Source organism: Burkholderia sp. MS455, from assembly GCF_016899445.1.
Classification (GTDB): domain Bacteria; phylum Pseudomonadota; class Gammaproteobacteria; order Burkholderiales; family Burkholderiaceae; genus Burkholderia; species Burkholderia pyrrocinia_C.
Genome location: NZ_CP041779.1, coordinates 793,549 through 812,018 on the forward strand (window position 1 = coordinate 793,549; position 18,470 = coordinate 812,018).

Annotated in this window: 21 protein-coding genes and 1 riboswitch; of the genes, 15 read left to right on the forward strand and 6 right to left on the reverse strand. The window is 67.3% G+C overall.

Annotated elements, in window-relative coordinates:
• Nucleotides 1-31: 31 nt before the first annotated feature.
• A complete protein-coding gene (locus FPJ27_RS22805) occupies nucleotides 32-778 on the reverse strand; it encodes an SDR family NAD(P)-dependent oxidoreductase (RefSeq protein WP_072436239.1) in 747 nt (248 codons plus the stop codon).
• Nucleotides 779-958: 180 nt separating this feature from the next.
• A riboswitch (ZMP/ZTP riboswitch) is annotated at nucleotides 959-1,059 on the forward strand.
• A gap of 137 nt (nucleotides 1,060-1,196) precedes the next feature.
• Between FPJ27_RS22805 and glyA the strand changes: the two genes are divergently transcribed.
• From glyA to FPJ27_RS22840, 7 genes are all read left to right on the forward strand, one after another.
• Nucleotides 1,197-2,444 (forward strand): serine hydroxymethyltransferase, encoded by a 1,248-nt coding sequence (gene glyA, locus FPJ27_RS22810; RefSeq protein ID WP_072436238.1) that lies wholly within the window; start codon nucleotides 1,197-1,199, stop codon nucleotides 2,442-2,444.
• A gap of 6 nt (nucleotides 2,445-2,450) precedes the next feature.
• Nucleotides 2,451-2,930: a transcriptional regulator NrdR gene (gene nrdR / locus FPJ27_RS22815; protein WP_006476792.1), complete on the forward strand. Its 480-nt coding sequence runs from the start codon at nucleotides 2,451-2,453 to the stop codon at nucleotides 2,928-2,930.
• A gap of 153 nt (nucleotides 2,931-3,083) precedes the next feature.
• Nucleotides 3,084-3,647 (forward strand): GspH/FimT family pseudopilin, encoded by a 564-nt coding sequence (locus FPJ27_RS22820; protein ID WP_204425875.1) that lies wholly within the window; start codon nucleotides 3,084-3,086, stop codon nucleotides 3,645-3,647.
• A complete protein-coding gene (locus FPJ27_RS22825) occupies nucleotides 3,647-4,054 on the forward strand; it encodes a hypothetical protein (protein WP_083533892.1) in 408 nt (135 codons plus the stop codon). The genes FPJ27_RS22820 and FPJ27_RS22825 overlap by 1 nt, the downstream gene beginning before the upstream one ends.
• On the forward strand, nucleotides 4,044-4,877 hold the full coding sequence (locus FPJ27_RS22830; RefSeq protein ID WP_072436236.1) for a type IV pilus assembly protein: 834 nt from the start codon (nucleotides 4,044-4,046) through the stop codon (nucleotides 4,875-4,877). Before FPJ27_RS22825 ends, FPJ27_RS22830 begins: the two co-directional genes overlap by 11 nt.
• Before the next feature lie 203 nt (nucleotides 4,878-5,080).
• Complete coding sequence (locus tag FPJ27_RS22835) at nucleotides 5,081-5,542, forward strand: pilus assembly protein (RefSeq protein ID WP_072436433.1); 462 nt, start codon at nucleotides 5,081-5,083, stop codon at nucleotides 5,540-5,542.
• The gene (locus tag FPJ27_RS22840) at nucleotides 5,539-5,985 is read left to right on the forward strand and encodes a type IV pilin protein (protein WP_072436235.1); all 447 of its coding nucleotides are present in this window, start codon (nucleotides 5,539-5,541) and stop codon (nucleotides 5,983-5,985) included. Before FPJ27_RS22835 ends, FPJ27_RS22840 begins: the two co-directional genes overlap by 4 nt.
• A 54-nt stretch (nucleotides 5,986-6,039) precedes the next feature.
• Here the strand turns inward: FPJ27_RS22840 and FPJ27_RS22845 are convergent, their stop codons facing one another.
• From FPJ27_RS22845 to FPJ27_RS22855, 3 genes are all read right to left on the reverse strand, one after another.
• Nucleotides 6,040-6,483: a DUF3318 domain-containing protein gene (locus tag FPJ27_RS22845; protein ID WP_072436234.1), complete on the reverse strand. Its 444-nt coding sequence runs from the start codon at nucleotides 6,481-6,483 to the stop codon at nucleotides 6,040-6,042.
• A 43-nt stretch (nucleotides 6,484-6,526) separates the two neighbouring features.
• The gene (locus FPJ27_RS22850) at nucleotides 6,527-6,916 is read right to left on the reverse strand and encodes a phage holin family protein (protein ID WP_072436233.1); all 390 of its coding nucleotides are present in this window, start codon (nucleotides 6,914-6,916) and stop codon (nucleotides 6,527-6,529) included.
• A gap of 123 nt (nucleotides 6,917-7,039) precedes the next feature.
• A complete protein-coding gene (locus tag FPJ27_RS22855; RefSeq protein WP_026044969.1) occupies nucleotides 7,040-7,342 on the reverse strand; it encodes a YqjD family protein in 303 nt (100 codons plus the stop codon).
• A 317-nt stretch (nucleotides 7,343-7,659) separates the two neighbouring features.
• Between FPJ27_RS22855 and FPJ27_RS22860 the strand changes: the two genes are divergently transcribed.
• Nucleotides 7,660-8,298, forward strand: a complete 639-nt coding sequence (locus FPJ27_RS22860) for a peroxiredoxin (protein ID WP_072436232.1) — start codon at nucleotides 7,660-7,662, stop codon at nucleotides 8,296-8,298.
• 150 nt (nucleotides 8,299-8,448) lie between these two features.
• Here the strand turns inward: FPJ27_RS22860 and FPJ27_RS22865 are convergent, their stop codons facing one another.
• Nucleotides 8,449-9,636 carry an acyl-CoA dehydrogenase gene (locus tag FPJ27_RS22865; protein ID WP_204425876.1) on the reverse strand — a complete coding sequence of 396 codons (1,188 nt, stop codon included), beginning with the start codon at nucleotides 9,634-9,636 and terminating at the stop codon, nucleotides 8,449-8,451.
• A gap of 161 nt (nucleotides 9,637-9,797) precedes the next feature.
• On the opposite strand from FPJ27_RS22865, the gene FPJ27_RS22870 reads away from it, so the two are divergent.
• Both FPJ27_RS22870 and FPJ27_RS22875 read left to right on the forward strand, forming a co-directional pair.
• Nucleotides 9,798-10,589, forward strand: coding sequence for an IclR family transcriptional regulator (locus tag FPJ27_RS22870; RefSeq protein ID WP_204425877.1), 792 nt, complete (start codon nucleotides 9,798-9,800; stop codon nucleotides 10,587-10,589).
• A 149-nt stretch (nucleotides 10,590-10,738) separates the two neighbouring features.
• Entirely contained in the window at nucleotides 10,739-11,149 is a 411-nt protein-coding gene (locus FPJ27_RS22875; protein WP_072436230.1) for a GFA family protein, read from the forward strand.
• A 141-nt stretch (nucleotides 11,150-11,290) separates the two neighbouring features.
• Here the strand turns inward: FPJ27_RS22875 and FPJ27_RS22880 are convergent, their stop codons facing one another.
• Nucleotides 11,291-12,094: an EAL domain-containing protein gene (locus tag FPJ27_RS22880; RefSeq protein WP_072436229.1), complete on the reverse strand. Its 804-nt coding sequence runs from the start codon at nucleotides 12,092-12,094 to the stop codon at nucleotides 11,291-11,293.
• 352 nt (nucleotides 12,095-12,446) lie between these two features.
• Between FPJ27_RS22880 and FPJ27_RS22885 the strand changes: the two genes are divergently transcribed.
• Genes FPJ27_RS22885 through fahA form a run of 5 tightly spaced genes read left to right on the forward strand, consistent with a single transcriptional unit; the run spans nucleotide 12,447 to nucleotide 18,415 of the window.
• A complete protein-coding gene (locus FPJ27_RS22885; RefSeq protein ID WP_204425878.1) occupies nucleotides 12,447-14,108 on the forward strand; it encodes an FAD-dependent oxidoreductase in 1,662 nt (553 codons plus the stop codon).
• 40 nt (nucleotides 14,109-14,148) lie between these two features.
• Nucleotides 14,149-14,379 carry a DUF2783 domain-containing protein gene (locus FPJ27_RS22890; RefSeq protein ID WP_204425879.1) on the forward strand — a complete coding sequence of 77 codons (231 nt, stop codon included), beginning with the start codon at nucleotides 14,149-14,151 and terminating at the stop codon, nucleotides 14,377-14,379.
• A complete protein-coding gene (locus tag FPJ27_RS22895; RefSeq protein ID WP_204425880.1) occupies nucleotides 14,376-15,737 on the forward strand; it encodes an MFS transporter in 1,362 nt (453 codons plus the stop codon). Before FPJ27_RS22890 ends, FPJ27_RS22895 begins: the two co-directional genes overlap by 4 nt.
• Nucleotides 15,738-15,752: 15 nt before the next feature.
• Nucleotides 15,753-17,087 carry a homogentisate 1,2-dioxygenase gene (gene hmgA / locus FPJ27_RS22900; RefSeq protein WP_204425881.1) on the forward strand — a complete coding sequence of 445 codons (1,335 nt, stop codon included), beginning with the start codon at nucleotides 15,753-15,755 and terminating at the stop codon, nucleotides 17,085-17,087.
• A complete protein-coding gene (fahA, locus tag FPJ27_RS22905) occupies nucleotides 17,084-18,415 on the forward strand; it encodes a fumarylacetoacetase (RefSeq protein ID WP_204425882.1) in 1,332 nt (443 codons plus the stop codon). The genes hmgA and fahA overlap by 4 nt, the downstream gene beginning before the upstream one ends.
• The last annotated feature ends 55 nt before the right edge of the window (nucleotides 18,416-18,470 follow it).

Here is an 18,470-nt window from a genome sequence, read left to right on the forward strand (position 1 = left end):
CCGGAGGCCGGCCGCGGCTGCGCGCGATGGGTCAGCCGCGATGGATCGTGAGGCCGGCCGGTGCCTGGGCGACCGGCATCATCTCGATCGTGTTGATGTTCACGTGTGCCGGGCGCGTCGCGATCCAGTAGATCGTGTCGGCGATGTCCTCGGACGTGAGCGGCTGGACGTTCTGGTACACGTTCGCCGCCTTCGCGTCGTCGCCGCGAAAGCGGACGTTCGAGAATTCCGTGCCGCCGCACAGGCCCGGCTCGATGTCGGTCACGCGCAACGGCGTGCCGATCAGGTCGGCGCGCAGGTTCAGGCTGAATTGTCGGACAAAAGCCTTGGTTGCGCCGTATACGTTCCCGCCCGGATACGGATAGGTTCCGGCAACCGAACCGAGATTGAAGATATGGCCGCGGCCGCGCTCGATCATGCCGGGCAGCAGCGCGTGCGTGACGGTCACCAGGCCCGAGCAGTTCGTGTCGATCATGGTCTGCCATTCGTCGAGGCTGGCCTTGTGGGCCGGCTCGACGCCAAGCGCGAGGCCGGCGTTGTTGACGAGCACGTCGAGTGCCGCGAATTCGGCGGGAAGGGCGGCCGGCACGGCTTCGACGGCCGCGCGGTCGCGCACGTCGAGCTCGAGCGGCAGAAGCGCATCGCCGAGCTCGGCGGCGAGCGCGTCGAGACGATCCTTGCGACGCGCGGTCGCGACGACGTGGTGGCCTCCTTTGACGAAGGCACGGGCGATGGCGGCGCCGAAGCCGGCGGACGCGCCTGTGACGAACACGATCATTGCTGCTCCTGGTCGATAACAAAGTAGCGGGTGATATCCCGCAAGCCTACTGAGATTGCCGCACCGCGGCAAGGCGGCAAAGCGTTTCGGCACGGGCGCGTAGAGTCTGGCCCCAATTGCTCCCGGCGCGCTGCCGTGCGGTTGCCTATTCATGACGCATCCAATACACTAACGCGCTCATCACCCCTGCGTGACTGGCGATAGAACCCTTCGGGTTCAAGGTGGAGCATCCCACCGTGAAGCGCGGGGCGCCGTTTTTGCCGTTCGCCTGGGCAGCCGTTGTGCGCCGTCGCGTGCATCGCCGGTGGCTGTCCTGCCTCGCGTCATCCGGATTCTTCCGCCACGTCGAGCTGGTCCCGCCAGCAGCGCACCGTACTCGGCCACCCCGGTCAACCTGTACACACTTAACGGAAACCGTATGTTTGACAGAGCCCAAAGCACCATCGCGAACGTCGATCCCGAAGTCTTTGCAGCGATCGAGCATGAAAACCGCCGCCAGGAAGATCACATCGAGCTGATCGCGTCGGAAAACTACACGAGCCCGGCCGTGATGGCCGCGCAGGGCTCGCAGCTCACGAACAAGTACGCGGAAGGTTATCCGGGCAAGCGCTACTACGGCGGCTGCGAGTACGTCGACGTGGTCGAGCAGCTGGCGATCGACCGCGTGAAGCAACTGTTCGGCGCGGAAGCGGCGAACGTGCAGCCGAACTCGGGTTCGCAGGCGAACCAGGGCGTGTTCTTCGCGATGCTCAAGCCGGGCGACACGATCATGGGCATGAGCCTCGCGCACGGCGGCCACTTGACGCACGGCTCGCCGGTGAACATGTCGGGCAAGTGGTTCAACGTGGTGAGCTACGGCCTGAACGAGAACGAAGACATCGACTACGAAGCGGCCGAGAAGCTCGCGCAGGAACACAAGCCGAAGCTGATCATCGCGGGCGCGTCGGCGTTCTCGCTGAAGATCGATTTCGAACGCCTGGCGAAGATCGCGAAGTCGGTGGGCGCGTACCTGATGGTCGACATGGCGCACTACGCGGGCCTGATCGCGGCCGGCGTGTACCCGAACCCGGTGCCGCACGCCGATTTCGTCACGACGACGACGCACAAGAGCCTGCGCGGCCCGCGCGGCGGCGTGATCCTGATGAAGTCCGAGTACGAGAAGCCGATCAACTCGGCGATCTTCCCGGGCATCCAGGGCGGCCCGCTGATGCACGTGATCGCGGCGAAGGCGGTGGCGTTCAAGGAAGCGCTGTCGCCGGAGTTCAAGGCGTACCAGGAAAAGGTGGTCGAGAACGCGCGCGTGCTGGCTGAAACGCTGGTGAAGCGCGGGCTGCGGATCGTGTCGGGCCGCACGGAAAGCCACGTGATGCTGGTCGACCTGCGTGCGAAGAACATCACGGGTAAGGCTGCGGAAGCGGCGCTCGGCGCGGCGCACATCACGGTGAACAAGAACGCGATCCCGAACGACCCGGAAAAGCCGTTCGTGACGAGTGGCGTGCGCCTGGGTTCGCCGGCGATGACGACGCGCGGCTTCGGGCCGGCGGAAGCGGAGCAGGTGGGCAACCTGATCGCCGACGTGCTGGAGAACCCGGAAGATGCAGCGACGATCGAGCGCGTGCGTGCGCAGGTCGCCGAGCTGACCAAGCGTTTCCCGGTCTATCGCTGATCGACGATGCGCTGCCCGTTCTGCCGGCATGACGACACGCAGGTCGTTGATTCGCGCGTGTCCGAAGATGGCGCTGCGATTCGGCGGCGCCGTCGCTGCTCGGCTTGCGACAAGCGCTTCACGACGTACGAGCGGGTCGAGCTGTCCCTGCCGTTCGTCGTGAAGAAGGACGGCAGCCGCACGGAATTCGACCGCCGCAAGATCGTCGCCAGCATGCAACTCGCGCTGCGCAAGCGGCCGGTTGCCGCCGACGCGATCGATGCGGCGGTCGCTCGCATCGAATATCAACTGCTCGCGACAGGCGAGCGTGAAGTGCGTAGCGAGAAGCTCGGCGAACTCGTGATGAACGAGTTGCGCGGCCTCGATACGATTGCCTATGTCCGCTTCGCATCGGTGTATCGCCGGTTCGAGGACGTTTCTGAATTTGCCGACGTGATCGAAGAGTTCCGTCGCGCCTCTCCCGCCAAGACCCCGCGTAAGCGCTGACGCGCTGCGTCCGTTCATCATCTTCTCCGTTGGTTCAGTTCGCGCCGATTGTGTCGGTCGCGATCGCATGTCGCCAGTCGGCCGTTCGGCAAATGGCGTGCGTCCGCACGTGTCGCTACAGTCGTCGCATCACCTTGGCGGAGGACGACTGCGATGGGACTGCGTTATCCATCCTTGAAAAGCGTGGTGCGACGCTCGGGCGGGTTCACGCTCGTCGAGCTGATGGTCGTTATCGCGCTGGCGGCCGGGCTTGCACTCTATGCGGCACCCGCGTTCGACCAATGGCGCATGCGCGAACGCGTGGATGCGCGCTCGCTTGCGTTGCTCGGGGCGCTGTCGTTTGCGCGTACCGAGGCGACGCGTCTCGGCGTGCGCGTCACGCTGTGCCGGGCCGGGGGCGACGGTGTTTGCCTGCGTGCCGGCGAGCGGTGCGATCCGGCCGAATGGTCGTGCGACTGGCTCGTCAGCGGGCAATTCGACGGGCAGTCGCGCGTGCTGCGGCGCTATCCGCGCGATGCCGAAGTGGCCGTCGCGGGCGCCGCGCACGATCTGGCTTTCGCGCCGCCGGTCGGCCAGGCGATCGGCGGAATCCGGCGTTTCGAATTGCGTCCGCGCCGCGACCCGTCCGGAGCCGACGACGCACGCGCTTCGCGTTGCGTGCGGATTGCGGCGGGCGGCCGCGCGCGCGTTGTCGCCGGCCGTTGCGACGCGGCGTGATGACCATGCGCAACGCAATGCACGGCACGTCGCTGATCGAGGCGATGCTGGCCGTCGCGCTGCTCGCGACCGTGATGCTGGCGGTGGCCGGCAGCCAGCTCGCGATGGCGCACACGCAGCGGGCGACGATCTGGCGTGAACGCGCGCTGTGGCTGGCCGATGCGCGTATCGAGGGCCCGCGCGCCGGCGCAGGAGCCGACGACGGTCTCGCGGCGCTGGCGGCTGCATCGTTGCCCGGCGGTGCGATGACGCTCGACGACGGGCCGGCCGGCGTCCGGTACGCGATTGTCGGCTGGAGAGGCGGCAATGCAGCGGTTTCGCCGCGATGCGAAGTTGCAGGTGCGCCGGCGCAGCCGCCGTCTTGCGTCCGGATTCCGTTTCGGGAGGCTGGTGCAGATGAACGCTGATCGCCGCATGCGTGCGCATACGCTGCTCGAAGTGCTGATCGCGATGACCGTCGGCCTCCTCGTGCTCGCGGCGGCCGGTGCGCTGTACCACGCGCAGCGCGTTGCGCAGCGGCGCGCGGAAGACGGGTTCCGGATGCGCGATGCAGCCGGCACCGCGCTGATGCTGATCGGCCAGCAGCTCCAGATGGCAGGATTCCGGCCGCTCGATGCAGAACGCGCGTCATCGTTGCCGCCGGTATTCGGCTGTTCGATGGCGCGCGTGCGCGGCGACGGTGCGCAGGTACGGTGCGAGCCTGCGAGCGCTTCGTCGGACGCACTGCTGATCCGATATGTCGGCGATGCCGTGTCGACGTGGCCGACGGCGAGCGGCCAGGTGTCGGATTGTCTCGGGCAGGGTGTCGGCGTGTCCGGCGAACGGGCACCGGTGGAGAACCGCTTCGATGCGCACGTCAGTCCGTCGACCGGCGAGCCCGAACTGTACTGCGAAGGAAACGGCCGTCCAGGCACGCCACAGCCGGTCGTGTCGGGCATCGATCAGTTGCGTGCGCGCTATCTTCGTCGCGGAGGCATGCAGTTCGTCGATGCCGATGCGATGCGTGTCGACGACTGGCGCGATGTCGTGGCCGTGCATGTCTGCGTGCGGGCACGCGGCGAACCGATGCGCGAGCCGGCCCGCCACGTCGACTGCGACGGTCGAGCTGCGGTTGCACAGGACGGCCGTGCACGTTTGACGCTGCATCGTGTCGTCGCGTTGAGGAATGCAGCGATCGCATTCGACGATACGTTGCGCGACGCAACGCACGCACGCGAGGTGTTGCGATGAGCGAAGCAGGAAGGTACGCGCGGGAGATATCGCGATGTGTTGCGGCAGGCAACCTGCCCGGACACATTGTGGCGAACGGTGACGAACTGCGACAGGGCGTGCGCACGGGAGCCGTGGCAACGAACCGGCGCGAGCCGCGCATACGTTTCCGGTCAGCCGGTCGCGATTGGCGTCGCGACGCGGGCCTTGCATTGCCCGCAGTGATCGCGGTTGGTGCCGCCGTTGCAGCACTGACAGGCACGTGGTTCGAAGCCGCGCTGACGGAATCGCGCCGCACGCGTGCATTGTCTGATCGGCTGATCGCATTCCATGCGGCCGATGCCGCGCTTGCGGCATGTACTGCGCGATTGCTTCGCGGTTCGGCGCCCTACGTGAACGAAGGCGAATCGCACACGGAGCCCGACGCGTGGCGGCGCATGCCGGCGATGGCGGCCGCCGAAGCGTTCGCGCCGTTCGCCGGATGGCCGATGGCCGCACAGCCGCCGCGATGCCTGATCGAGGCGTGGCGCGGGGCAGGGCCGGCCGGTGGCCGCGCTTACGTCGTTACCGCGCGTGGCGTCGGCGCGCATGCGTCGAGTGCCGTCTGGCTGCAACACCAGGTCGCAATACGTGACGGACGCATCGTCGCGCTGCGCTGGCGGCGCGTCGCGGCGGGGCTTCGATGAACGGTCGCGCGTCCGTGTACCGATCGGCGGGATTCACGCTGCTCGAGCTGATGATCGTGCTCGCGATCGTCGCGGTGCTGGCCGGATGGGGCATCCCGTCGTATCGCGAGCATGTCGTGCGCGTTCACCGCGCGTCGGCGGTGTCCGCGCTGTATCGGGCAGCCCAATATCTCGAAACGCTGGACGGCGCACCGCCGCCGGCATTGCCGGACGCGCTCGCGCAGGCGCCGCCGGACGGGCGGGCCGTTTATCGATTGGCGCTCAGGCGGCCGGACGGCGACGACTCGCCGGTAACCTACGAGCTGGAAGCAAGCCCGCTCGACACGGGCCCGATGCACGACGATGCGTGCGGCGCCTTCACGCTGCGTTCGGACGGGACGAAGGGCAATGCGCGAAGGGATGGCGCCGACGAACAGGGTGCTGCTTGCTGGGGCGTGCGTTGAATTCGCACGAAGGGCGCGCAACGGTGCATGGCCGTGCGCGCAGGTCGCCGAGTATCAGTCGTCGTGTGCGTCGAGCTCGCGCTCGTCGCGCGACTGCTTCCAGATCCGGTAGACCTCCCATGCGGCGAAGCCGAGCGTGCCCCACTTCAGCGCGGGGCCGGCGCTCGCGCGCAGCAGCGAGCGAACGGGTTTCGCCAGCACGAGCGATGCGAGCGAACTCAGCATCGGATACTGGTTGACGAGGTGGCCGAGGCTCGCGTTCAGGTTTTTTGCGGACTGGCTGAACTTGCTGCCGGAAAGGCCGGGGATGAATACCTTGAGCCAGCTGAAGCGCGTGACGGCCTGGCGCATTTCGCCGGCGGCCGCCGCGAGTTCGAGCCTCTCGACTTCGGATCGCAGGATCAGCAATTCCTTGCGGAGCGCGCGATGCTGCGACGCGCTCCAGTTCGATCGCGACGAATGGGGGCGGTGTGCATTGCCCGTGACGTTCTGGCTCATGGCGCGTCGGCGAAGTAGGTGGGAAGGGGGAACACGACTGCGTTCACGGCTTGCCGCGGAACAGTTCGCGGTCTTTATCGAGTTCGGCGAGCGTCGCCTCGAACACGGTCGGCGCATCGCGCAGGCCCGAGCGCGCCTTCAGCGCGCACACGATGCCGCCTGCGGCATACAGCGCGGTGATCGCTGCGAGCGATTGCCAGCGATAGGTATCCCAGAACGCGATCGCGACGAGCACGGTCAGGCTCACGAGCGCCATCGTCGCGAGCATCATTGCGGCGAGCCCGAGGAACAGCACGCCCATCAGGCGTTCCTTCTCTTCGGCAAGCTCGATGCCCACCAGTTCGAGGCGCGTTTGCAGAAGCCCGATCGCGGAGCCGACGAGGCGGCGCAGCGGTCCTTGGCCGGATGGCTGCGAGGTGGTGTCTGTCGTCATGGGTGAGGTGCTTGCGCGTGCAGTGAGCAGCTAGGACAAAGCCGGCCGGCGGCAACCGCCGGTCGGCTTCGACGCCCGCGGGCCGCGCGACGCGGCCCACGGGACGGAACGGCGCAGCGCGCGTTACTTGCGGTTGATCAGCAGACCGATCAGCACGCCGACGCCGGCTGCAACGCCGATCGACGTCCACGGATGCTCGTGCACGTAATCGTCGGTCGCGCGAGCGGCCTTCTTGCCTTTCTCGACGACCACGACCTGGACGTCGGCGGCCTTGTCCTTGGCCTGCTTCAGGCGCGACATGGCTTTCTCGCGCAACTCGGCCGCACGGTCGCCCGTGCTGCTGGCGGCTTGCTTGAGCAGGTCTTCGGCGTCCGCGAGAACGGTTTTGATATCCGACATCAGTTTCTCCTTGTTGATTTCCGACATTGCAACTCCCTTCGTGCTGTCATGCTGCAGGTTCACATCGTAGCGAAACGCCTGCCTGCTGGCGAGCCGGGAAGACGTACGGCGGCGTGCAAGACCGCATGGTAAACGATTTGTAATTATCAGCAGAGCGTCAAACGGGGTGAAAAGTTTCCCACGTGGCCGGCCGTCTTGCCGCAACACCGCGTAAAAATGACAAAAAAGTATGAATATCAAACGGAATAATCGTTCGCACGGCCCATTGCTTCCCGTAAGCTGATGGGCTGTCCCGCGCCATACGGCGCGCGGTTTCAACCAGCATCGTTCGAGGAGGGAACATCATGAGTCTGCGTCTTGGCGACATCGCACCGGATTTCGAGCAGGAATCGAGCCTGGGCACCATCAAGTTTCACGAGTGGCTCGGCGACAGCTGGGGTGTCCTGTTCTCCCATCCGGCCGACTACACGCCGGTGTGCACGACTGAACTCGGGCTGACCTCGAAGCTGAAGGGCGAATTCGAGAAACGCAACGTGAAGGTGATCGCGCTGTCGGTCGACGGCGTCGAATCGCACAAGGGCTGGATCAACGACATCAACGAAACGCAGTCGACGGTCGTCGGCTTCCCGATCATTGCCGATGCGGACCGCAAGGTTTCGCAGCTGTACGACATGATCCATCCGAACGCGAACGAAACGCTGACGGTGCGCTCGCTGTTCGTGATCGACCCGAACAAGAAGGTGCGGCTCACCATCACCTATCCGGCCAGCACGGGCCGCAACTTCGACGAAGTGCTGCGCGTGATCGACTCGCTGCAACTGACCGACAACTACAAGGTCGCGACGCCCGGCAACTGGAAGGATGGTGACGACGTCGTGATCGTGCCGTCGCTGCAGGATCCGGAAGAGCTGAAGAAGCGGTTCCCGAAGGGCTTCAACGCGGTGCGTCCGTATCTGCGCCTCACGCCGCAGCCGAACAAGTAAGCATCGGCGCGTGAACGCGGTACCGGGCCGGCGGCCCGGTCCGCGGATCCGATATCGGATGAAAAACGGCCCGCCCGGCAGTCATGCCGGGCGGGCCGTATCTTTTTGCGCGTACGCTGCATCGCTGCCGGGCGCGCCGCATCCGGACGATCAGAAGAATGCCTGGATGCCCGTCTGCGCGCGGCCGAGGATCAGCGCATGGATGTCGTGCGTGCCTTCGTACGTGTTGACCACTTCGAGGTTCACGAGGTGGCGCGCGACGCCGAATTCGTCGGAGATGCCGTTGCCGCCGAGCATGTCGCGCGCGAGCCGCGCGATGTCGAGCGACTTGCCGCACGAATTGCGCTTCATGATCGACGTGATCTCGACGGCCGCCGTGCCTTCGTCCTTCATCCGGCCGAGGCGCAGCACGCCTTGCAGGCCGAGCGTGATTTCGGTCTGCATGTCGGCGAGTTTCTTCTGGATCAACTGGTTCGCGGCGAGCGGCCGGCCGAACTGCTGGCGGTCGAGCACGTACTGGCGCGCGGTGTGCCAGCACGATTCGGCGGCGCCGAGCGCGCCCCATGCGATCCCGTAGCGCGCCGAGTTCAGGCATGTGAACGGGCCGCGCAGGCCGCTCACGTTCGGCATCAGGTTCTCTTCTGGTACGAACACCTCGTCGAGGACGATCTCGCCGGTGATCGACGCGCGCAGCCCGACCTTGCCGTGGATCGCGGGCGCGGACAGGCCTTTCCAGCCCTTCTCGAGGATGAAGCCGCGGATCGCGTCCTTGCCGTTCTCTTCGAGCTTCGCCCACACGACGAACACGTCGGCGATCGGCGAATTCGTGATCCACATCTTCGCGCCGGACAGCGAGTAGCCGCCGGGCGCCTTCTTCGCGCGCGTGACCATGCTGCCCGGATCGGAGCCGTGGTTCGGCTCGGTCAGCCCGAAGCAGCCGATCCATTCGCCGGTCGCGAGCTTCGGCAGGTATTTCTGCTTCTGAGCGTCCGAGCCGAATTCGTGAATCGGCACCATCACGAGCGACGACTGCACGGACATCATCGACCGGTAGCCCGAATCGACGCGCTCGACTTCGCGCGCGATCAGCCCGTAGCTCACGTAATTGAGGCCGGGGCCGCCGTATTCCTCCGGAATCGTCGGGCCGAGCAGGCCGACTTCGCCCATCTCGCGGAAGATGGCTGCGTCGGTGCGTTCGTGGCGGAACGCTTCGGTGACGCGCGGCGCGAGCTTGTCCTGCGCGTAAGCCTGCGCGGCGTCGCGCACCATCCGCTCTTCCTCGGTCAGTTGCTGGTCGAGCAGCAGCGGATCGTCCCAATGAAAAGTTGCAGCACTCATCGTCTCATCTCCTGTCGGTCCGCGTTAGCGCTTCAGCGCTTGCGCAGACCCCATGCTTTGCGGTCGTCCCCGCTTTGATCGGGCTCATGCCAAATGATCGCTTGACTGAAGTTCCGCTGTGCGGAACAATGTTTTGCAAATCGAACCCAGTGTAGCACCAGATGACACTTTCAACCATCGACGAAACCACGATCGACGAACGCAAGTTCGTCGTCGCGCTCGCGCGCGGGCTCGACCTGCTGCGCGCATTCCGGCCCGGCGAGACGATGCTCGGCAACCGCGACTTCGCGGAGCGCACGGGGCTGCCGAAGGCGACCGTGAACCGGCTCGCCTATACGCTGACCGTGCTCGGCTATCTGCGCTACGACGAGACGCTCGGAAAGTATGCGCTCGACGCCGGCGTGCTGTCGCTCGGCTACGCGCTGCTGTCGGGCTCGGGGACGATCGACCTCGCGCGGCCGCACATGCAGGCGCTCGCGCGCGAGATCGGCGCGGCCGTATCGCTCGGCTGCCGCGACGGGCTCGACATGATCTATCTGGAGACGATCCGCAGCGAGACCGCGCTGACGCTCGGGCTCGCGCCCGGTTCGCGGCTGTCGATGCTGACGAGTTCGATGGGGCGCGCGTACCTGGCCGTGCAGCCGGAGGACGTGCGCCGCGCGCTTTATGCGGAACTGCATCGCGCGGCCGGCGGCGCGGCCGACGCCGATGCGCTCGTCGCCGCCGCACGGCATGCGGTGGCCGAGTTCTCGGCGGGCGGTTGCTGCTATTCGTTTCGCGCGTGGCATATGGACGTGAACGCGGCGGCCGTGCCGTTTCGCGAGCCGCGCGAGGGGCGCTGGCTGATCCTGAGCTGCAGCGGCCCCGCATCGTCGATGGACGAGGACGTGTTCCGTACGCAGGTCGGGCCGAAGCTGAAGGCGCTCGCGCAGCGGCTCGGGCAGACGGCGTGAGCAACGCGGCGCGCGGCTATCGCCGTCTCGCCGCAGCGGTTTCGTCTCCGGTGTCGGTGAGAGCCGATGACGGCGCTGCCGCCGTCTCTTGTGCTGCGGTCGAACCGAGCTCATCATCGTTCGCCGGCTTCCCGACGACGAGGTTCGCGATGTCCCACCCAGAAACGATGGAAGGCGGATGCGCGTGCGGCGCGATCCGCTACCGTATCGCCCACGTTCCGACCGACGCCGGCTTCTGCCACTGCCGGCTCTGTCAACGCACGACCGGCGCGGCGGTCGTCGCATCGGCATCGGTGCCGATCGACGCGTTCGAATACCTGCAGGGCGAGCCGACCGTCTACGCGTCGAGCGCGTGGGGCGAGCGGCGCTTCTGCGGCCGTTGCGGCGCGCAGCTCGAATACCGGCTTGGCGACGCGCCGAAAACGGTCGAAATCAATTATGCGACGCTCGACGAGCCGTCGCGGCTGCGCCCGGCGTGGCACGTCTGGTATGGGGATCGGTTCCCGGGCATCGAGATCGACGACGATCTGCCCAAGTACGACGATGGCGGACGAGCGTAAGCGCTAACCATCGGCACCGACGGGCAGGCGTCGGGCAGCGGGTCGCGCCAGGCGGCCCGATCGCCCCATCCCGCAGCAGCACGACACCCGCATCCGGCATGCGGCGCGCGGCTCTCCGCGCGCGCCTGCCGTCCCATCCGTTCAGGCCGTCACGACCTTCGCGAACGCGGGCCCCTGCATGAACCGCACGTCGTGCTGGCGCAGCAGCTCGCACTGCGTCTCGTCGACGACGCCGTCGAAGATCAGCGGAATCCGCACGCGCTGCGCATACGCGACGAGCGCCTTGACCATCCCGTCGCGCAACGCGATGCCCGCATCCATCTTGATGTAGTCGGGCCGCGCCATCTCCGATTCGACCGCGAGGATGCGGCCCGGATCGGGCAGCTTGTCCGCGACCTTGAAGCCGTGATGCTGGTAGCTGCGCGTCAGGTAGCCGAGGAAGGTCTTGTGCGCGACGGCGACCGCCGGCAGCTCGATCACGATCCGCTCGGTCGGCAGCCCGAAGCGCTGCAGCACCGACGAGAAATGCTTGCCGTGGTCGTACTTCACGCTCTTGAGCAGCCGTTCGTGCACGCGCAGGAACAGCAGCCCGTGGCGCTGCGCGCCGAAGAAGTTGATCGCGTGCAGCGCGCGCGACAGGCGGTCGATCGCGACGAGCGTCTGGTCGTCGACGGCCGAGTCGACCGGATCGTGCGCGGCGCCCGTGACGACCGTGACAGCCTGGAAGCCGAGTTCGTCGCCGTAGCGCTCGATCGCGTCGGTGAACGACGTCGATTGCGGCGCGCCGGGCATCGTCACGTCGTAGATCGGTTCGTAGGCGCTGCCGAGCGTGCGCTCGGGCAGATTCGCGCTCGCGGTGCCGCCTTCGGCAAGCGCGAGGTGATCCCGCAGATACGGCAGTTGCCCGGCACGGGCGACCAGCTCGGGAATGGTGGGCGGAATCATCGGCGTAAGAAGGAAAAACGGCGGCCGAACGGGCCGCCTCGTATCTCGATATTAGCAGCGCGCGCCACGCTCGGCTCGGCGTTTCGCTCATATGGTTATCCCGTCCTCGAACCGGCGGCTAGGGTTTACGTTTATTTCACTATTCGTAATTGGTTTTACTATTCGTAAATCCAGGATTTGTCGCCGATCAAGAAATGCGGCATTCGGGCGTCGTTCTACGGCGCCGTTCGCGAATCAACGGGAAGCAAGGAGCGAGACGTGGCGGTTGACAGGAAAGGCGGGCGGGAGCGCCGGCAGGTGACGGGCGGAATGACGGGCGCGCCGGCGCGCGCACGGCAGGGTTGAGGCGCGGATGGCGACCATGAGCATCGATTACCAGACGCTGAAGTTCGAGTACCGTCCGCGCGCGCATGACGCGGCCGTTCACCCGGTGATCGTCGTCGGCGCGGGCCCGGTGGGCCTGTCGGCCGCGATCGACCTCGCGCAGCAGGGTGTGCCCGTCGTGCTGCTCGACGACGACGACACGCTGTCCACCGGCTCGCGCGCGATCTGCTTCGCGAAGCGCACGCTCGAGATCTTCGACCGGCTCGGCTGCGGCGAGCGCTTCGTCGACAAGGGCGTGAGCTGGCACGTCGGCAAGGTGTTCCTGCAGGACGAACAGCTTTACGCATTCGACCTGCTGCCCGAGGAAGGGCATGCACGCCCCGCGTTCATCAACCTGCAGCAGTACTACGTCGAAGGCTATCTGGCCGATCGCGCGTTCGAGCTGCCGAACATCGACATCCGCTGGAAGCACAAGGTGACGGGCGTCGAGCAGTCGGCCGAGCATGCGGTGCTGACGATCGAGACGCCGGACGGCGTCGCGACGCTGCGTGCGCAATACGTGATCGCGGCCGACGGCTCGCGCAGCCCGATGCGCACGATGATGGGCCTCGAAAGCCACGGCCGTACGTTCAAGGACCGCTTCCTGATCGCCGACGTGAAGATGAAGGCGGAGTTTCCGACCGAGCGCTGGTTCTGGTTCGATCCGCCGTTCCACCCGAACCAGTCGGTGCTGCTGCACCGCCAGCCCGACAACGTATGGCGCATCGACTTCCAGCTCGGCTGGGACGCCGATCCCGTCGCCGAGAAGCAGCCGGAGCGCGTGATCCCGCGCGTGCGCGCGCTGCTCGGGCCGGACGCCGCGTTCGAGCTCGAATGGGTGAGCGTCTACACATTCCGCTGCCAGCGGATGGAGTCGTTCCGTCACGGCCGCGTGCTGTTCGCGGGTGATTCCGCGCACGGCGTGTCGCCGTTCGGCGCGCGCGGCGCGAACAGCGGCGTGCAGGATGCGGACAACCTCGCGTGGAAGCTGAAGCTCGTGCTCGACGGCCGCTCGGCCGACCGCCTGCTCGATACGTACGCGAGCGAACGCGAGTTCGCGGCCGACGAGAACATTCGCAACTCGACGCGCTCGACCGATTTCATCACGCCGAAAAGCCCGGTGTCGCGCGTGTTCCGCGACGCGACGCTGAAGCTTGCGCGCGATTGCGAATTCGCGCGCAAGCTCGTGAACAGCGGCCGCCTGTCGGTGCCGGCCGTGCTGGCCGATTCGCCGCTGAACACGCCGGACCGCGGCGGCGACGCATTCGCATGCGCGATGCGACCGGGCGCGGCGGCGGCCGATGCGCCGGTGCGTGTGCAGGGTGCGGCGGGCTGGCTGCTGCAGCACTTGCGCGGCGGCTTCACCGGCGTGCTGTTCGGGTTGCCGGGCGACGCGGCCGCGCTCGCGCAGGCCGTCGACGGCCTCGCGCTGCCGGTGCGGCCGGTGCTCGTCGTGCCCGCCGGGCACGCGCAGCCGGTGGCCGGCATCGACGTCGTGGAGGACGTCGGCGGTTTCGCCGCGCAACGCTATGACGCGAAGCCCGGCACGTTCTACCTGCTGCGTCCCGACCAGCATGTCTGCGCACGCATGCGCACGCTCGACCGTCAGGCGCTTGCCGACGCACTGGCGCGCGCGACCTGCGCACGCTGAATACCGCATTGGACACGATAAAGACACCGGAGACCCCGTCATGCCCTCACTCGACACCCGCCCGCGCCTGGCCGATCCGGACGCGTTCTACGAAGCGCTGATCGACATGCATCGCGATCTGTCCGATGCCGACAGCCAGCTCGTCAACGCGAAGCTGATCCTGCTGCTCGCGAACCAGATCGGCGACATCGACCTGCTGCGCGAAGCGATGGCGCTCGCGCGCCAGGGCGTGACGCCGCCCGTGCATCCGGCCGCCGAGGTCGCGCAATGAGCGCGGCGTCGGCCGATGCGCGCGTGCTCGAAGTCGAGCGCGTGATCGACGAGACCCATCGCCCGGGCTTTCACTGGATGCTGCTCGTGTTGTGCGGGCTGTGCCTCGTGATCGACGGTTTCGATGCGCAGGCGATGGGCTACGTCGCGCCGAGCGTGATCGCCGAATGGGGCGTGCCGAAGCAGGCGCTCGGCCCGGTGTTCAGCGCGAGCCTGTTCGGGATGCTGCTCGGCGCGCTCGGGCTGTCGGTGCTGGCCGACCGGATCGGGCGGCGCCCGGTGCTGATCGGCTCGACGCTGTTCTTCGCGGTGACGATGCTCGCGACACCGTTCGCAAGCTCGATTCCCGTGCTGATGGCGCTGCGCTTCGTCACGGGCCTCGGCCTCGGCTGCATCATGCCGAACGCGATGGCGCTGGTCGGCGAGTTCAGTCCGGCCGCGCATCGCGTGAAGCGGATGATGATGGTGTCGTGCGGCTTCACGCTCGGCGCTGCGATCGGCGGCTTCATCAGCGCCGCGCTGATTCCGGCGCTCGGCTGGCGTTCGGTGTTCTTCGTCGGCGGCGCGGTGCCGCTCGCGCTTACGATCGCGATGGTCGCGCGGCTGCCCGAATCGCTGCAGTTCCTGGTGCTGAAAGGGCGCATCGCGCAGGCGCGCGACTGGCTTGCGCGTTTCGCGCCGCAGGCCGGCATCGATGCGGACACGCGCCTCGTCGTACGCGAGCGGGCCGCGACCGGCGCGCCGGTGGCCGAGCTGTTCAGCCACGGCCGCCTGCCGGTCACGCTGCTGCTGTGGGCGATCAGCTTCATGAACCTGATCGATCTGTACTTCCTGTCGAACTGGCTGCCGACCGTGATGCGCGACGCGGGTTATTCGCCGGGCACGGCGGTGATCGTCGGCACGGTGCTGCAGACGGGCGGCGTGATCGGCACGCTGTCGCTCGGCTGGTTCATCGAACGCTACGGCTTCGTGCGCGTGCTGTTCGCCTGCTTCGCGTGCGCGGCCGTGTCGGTGGGGCTGATCGGCTCGGTCGCGCATGCGCTGCCGTGGCTGCTGGTCGTCGTGTTCGCGGGCGGGTTCTGCGTGGTCGGCGGGCAGCCGGCCGTGAACGCGCTCGCGGGCCAGTATTACCCGACGTCGCTGCGCTCCACGGGCATCGGCTGGAGCCTCGGCATCGGCCGGATCGGCTCGGTGCTCGGGCCGCTCGTCGGCGGACAACTGATTGCGCTGAACTGGTCGAACGGCGCGCTGTTCCACGCGGCCGCGGTGCCCGTGCTGTGTTCGGCGCTGTTCGTTCTTGGCCTGGCGGGCGTAACGCGGCGAAACGGCGCGCAGGCGCCGAATGTCGCGATGAATTGATGGAGAAAGGAAACGATGACGCTTGACCTGTCGAAACCGGCGACCGCCGGCTACCTGAGCGGTTTCGCGAACGAATTCGCGACCGAGGCGCTGCCCGGCGCGCTGCCGCACGGCCGCAACTCGCCGCAGCGCGCGCCGTACGGGCTGTATGCGGAGCAGCTGTCGGGCACCGCGTTTACCGCGCCGCGCGGCCACAACCGCCGCTCGTGGCTGTACCGCATCCGCCCGGCCGCCGTGCACCGGCCGTTCGAGCCGTATGCGGGCCCGCAGCGGCTCGTGTCGGAATTCGGCGACTCGGCCGACGTGCCGCCGACGCCGCCGAACCAGCTGCGCTGGGATCCGCTGCCGATGCCGGTCGAGCCGACCGATTTCGTCGACGGGTTGGTGACGATGGCCGGCAACGGCTCGGCGGCCGCGATGAACGGCTGCGCGATCCACCTGTACGCGGCGAACCGCTCGATGCAGGACCGCTTCTTCTACAGCGCGGACGGCGAACTGCTGATCGTGCCGCAGCAGGGGCGGCTCTTCATCGCGACCGAATTCGGCCGGCTTGACGTCGAGCGGTTCGAGATCGCGGTGATCCCGCGCGGCGTGCGCTTTTCCGTCGCGCTGCCGGACGGCGACGCGCGCGGCTACATCTGCGAAAACTTCGGTGCGCAGCTGCGCCTGCCGGATCTCGGCCCGATCGGCTCGAACGGTCTCGCGAACCCGCGCGACTTCCTGACGCCGCAGGCCGCGTACGAGGATCGCGAAGGCGCGTTCGAGCTGATCGCGAAGCTGAACGGCCGACTGTGGCGCGCGGACATCGGCCATTCGCCGCTCGACGTCGTCGCGTGGCACGGCAACTACGCGCCGTACAAATACGACCTGCGCCTGTTCAACACGATCGGCTCGATCAGCTACGACCATCCCGATCCGTCGATCTTCCTCGTGCTGCAGTCGCAGAGCGATACGCCGGGCGTCGACACGATCGACTTCGTGATCTTCCCGCCGCGCTGGCTCGCGGCCGAGGATACGTTCCGCCCGCCTTGGTTCCACCGCAACGTCGCGAGCGAGTTCATGGGGCTCGTGCACGGCGCGTACGACGCGAAGGCGGAAGGCTTCGTGCCGGGCGGTGCGAGCCTGCACAACTGCATGTCGGGCCACGGGCCCGACGCGGACACGTTCGAGAAGGCGTCCGCGAGCGACACGACGAAGCCGCACAAGGTCGACGCGACGATGGCGTTCATGTTCGAGACCCGCACGCTGATCCGGCCGACGCGCTACGCGCTCGACACCGCGCAGTTGCAGGCCGACTACTTCGAATGCTGGCAAGGCATCAGGAAACACTTCAACCCGGAGCAAAGATGAGCGACACCCAAGACTGGCGCGCGACGCTCGACCCGGCCCGCAAGAGCTGGGTCGATACGGCGAACGATCCCGCCTGCGATTTCCCGATCCAGAACCTGCCGTTCGGGATTTTCAGCGATGCGAAGCAGGCGGCGCGCCGTGCGGGCGTCGCGCTCGGCGACCAGATCGTCGATCTCGCCGAATTGAAGCGAGCCGGGCTGCTGAAGCTGCCGCTGCCGAGCTTCGAGGATTTCATCGAGATGCGCGATCGCGCGTTCGAGCAGCCGACGCTGAACGATTTCATCGCGCTCGGCCGCGATGCATGGCGCAGCGTGCGCGTGCAACTGTCGGACCTGTTCTCGCGCGACAACGCGCGGCTGCGTGACGACGCGGCGCTGCGCGCGCAGGTGCTCGTCGCGCAGCGCGACGCGACGCTGCATCTGCCGGTCGAGATTCCCGGCTACACCGATTTCTATTCGTCGAAGGAGCACGCGACCAACGTCGGGTCGATGTTCCGCGATCCGAAGAATGCGCTGCTGCCGAACTGGTCGGAGATGCCGATCGGCTATAACGGCCGCGCGTCGTCGGTGGTCGTGAGCGGCACGCCGGTGCGGCGCCCGAACGGGCAACTGAAGCTGCCCGACCAGGAGCGCCCGGTGTTCGGCGCGTGCCGCAAGCTCGACATCGAGCTGGAGACGGGTTTCATCGTTGGCAAGGGCAACGCGCTCGGCGAGCCGATCGCGTGCGAGGACGCGGAGGCGCATATCTTCGGGATGGTGCTGCTGAACGACTGGAGCGCGCGCGACATCCAGCAGTGGGAATACGTGCCGCTCGGCCCGTTCAACGCGAAGACGTTCGCGACGACGATCTCGCCGTGGATCGTCACGCTCGACGCGCTCGAACCGTTCCGCACCGCGCAGCCGGAGCAGTCGCCGCAGCCGCTCGCGTATCTGCGCCACGCGGGCAGGCATGCGTTCGACATCGCGCTCGAAGTGACGCTGCGGGCCGAAGGGGCGGCGCATGCGACGTCGATCTGCCGCACCAACTTCAAGCACATGTACTGGACGATGGCGCAGCAGCTCGCGCATCACACGGTCGCGGGCTGCAACACGCGGGTCGGCGACCTGATGGGCTCGGGCACGATCAGCGGGCCGACGAAGGATTCGTTCGGCAGCCTGCTCGAACTGACATGGAACGGCAAGGAGCCGGTTGCGCTGGACGGCGGCGGCAGCCGCGCATTCATCGAGGATGGCGACGAGCTGACGCTCGCCGGATGGTGCCAGGGCGACGGCTATCGCGTCGGCTTCGGCGCCTGCGCGGGCAAGATCATGCCGGCGCGGAGCGCGTAACGCGCAAGACGCAGCACGCAGCACACGGCACGGCAGTACCGGGCGGCCCGCATCA

What these genes read in the sequence shown, in the direction of transcription:
- FPJ27_RS22805 (WP_072436239.1), bottom strand. Translation starts at nt 778, where the DNA reads ATGATCGTGTTCGTCACAGGCGCGTCCGCCGGCTTCGGCGCCGCCATC.
- glyA (WP_072436238.1), top strand. Translation starts at nt 1,197, where the DNA reads ATGTTTGACAGAGCCCAAAGCACCATCGCGAACGTCGATCCCGAAGTC.
- nrdR (WP_006476792.1), top strand. Translation starts at nt 2,451, where the DNA reads ATGCGCTGCCCGTTCTGCCGGCATGACGACACGCAGGTCGTTGATTCG.
- FPJ27_RS22820 (WP_204425875.1), top strand. Translation starts at nt 3,084, where the DNA reads ATGGGACTGCGTTATCCATCCTTGAAAAGCGTGGTGCGACGCTCGGGC.
- FPJ27_RS22825 (WP_083533892.1), top strand. Translation starts at nt 3,647, where the DNA reads ATGACCATGCGCAACGCAATGCACGGCACGTCGCTGATCGAGGCGATG.
- FPJ27_RS22830 (WP_072436236.1), top strand. Translation starts at nt 4,044, where the DNA reads ATGAACGCTGATCGCCGCATGCGTGCGCATACGCTGCTCGAAGTGCTG.
- FPJ27_RS22840 (WP_072436235.1), top strand. Translation starts at nt 5,539, where the DNA reads ATGAACGGTCGCGCGTCCGTGTACCGATCGGCGGGATTCACGCTGCTC.
- FPJ27_RS22845 (WP_072436234.1), bottom strand. Translation starts at nt 6,483, where the DNA reads ATGAGCCAGAACGTCACGGGCAATGCACACCGCCCCCATTCGTCGCGA.
- FPJ27_RS22850 (WP_072436233.1), bottom strand. Translation starts at nt 6,916, where the DNA reads ATGACGACAGACACCACCTCGCAGCCATCCGGCCAAGGACCGCTGCGC.
- FPJ27_RS22855 (WP_026044969.1), bottom strand. Translation starts at nt 7,342, where the DNA reads ATGTCGGAAATCAACAAGGAGAAACTGATGTCGGATATCAAAACCGTT.
- FPJ27_RS22860 (WP_072436232.1), top strand. Translation starts at nt 7,660, where the DNA reads ATGAGTCTGCGTCTTGGCGACATCGCACCGGATTTCGAGCAGGAATCG.
- FPJ27_RS22865 (WP_204425876.1), bottom strand. Translation starts at nt 9,636, where the DNA reads ATGAGTGCTGCAACTTTTCATTGGGACGATCCGCTGCTGCTCGACCAG.
- FPJ27_RS22870 (WP_204425877.1), top strand. Translation starts at nt 9,798, where the DNA reads ATGACACTTTCAACCATCGACGAAACCACGATCGACGAACGCAAGTTC.
- FPJ27_RS22875 (WP_072436230.1), top strand. Translation starts at nt 10,739, where the DNA reads ATGTCCCACCCAGAAACGATGGAAGGCGGATGCGCGTGCGGCGCGATC.
- FPJ27_RS22880 (WP_072436229.1), bottom strand. Translation starts at nt 12,094, where the DNA reads ATGATTCCGCCCACCATTCCCGAGCTGGTCGCCCGTGCCGGGCAACTG.
- FPJ27_RS22885 (WP_204425878.1), top strand. Translation starts at nt 12,447, where the DNA reads ATGGCGACCATGAGCATCGATTACCAGACGCTGAAGTTCGAGTACCGT.
- FPJ27_RS22890 (WP_204425879.1), top strand. Translation starts at nt 14,149, where the DNA reads ATGCCCTCACTCGACACCCGCCCGCGCCTGGCCGATCCGGACGCGTTC.
- FPJ27_RS22895 (WP_204425880.1), top strand. Translation starts at nt 14,376, where the DNA reads ATGAGCGCGGCGTCGGCCGATGCGCGCGTGCTCGAAGTCGAGCGCGTG.
- hmgA (WP_204425881.1), top strand. Translation starts at nt 15,753, where the DNA reads ATGACGCTTGACCTGTCGAAACCGGCGACCGCCGGCTACCTGAGCGGT.
- fahA (WP_204425882.1), top strand. Translation starts at nt 17,084, where the DNA reads ATGAGCGACACCCAAGACTGGCGCGCGACGCTCGACCCGGCCCGCAAG.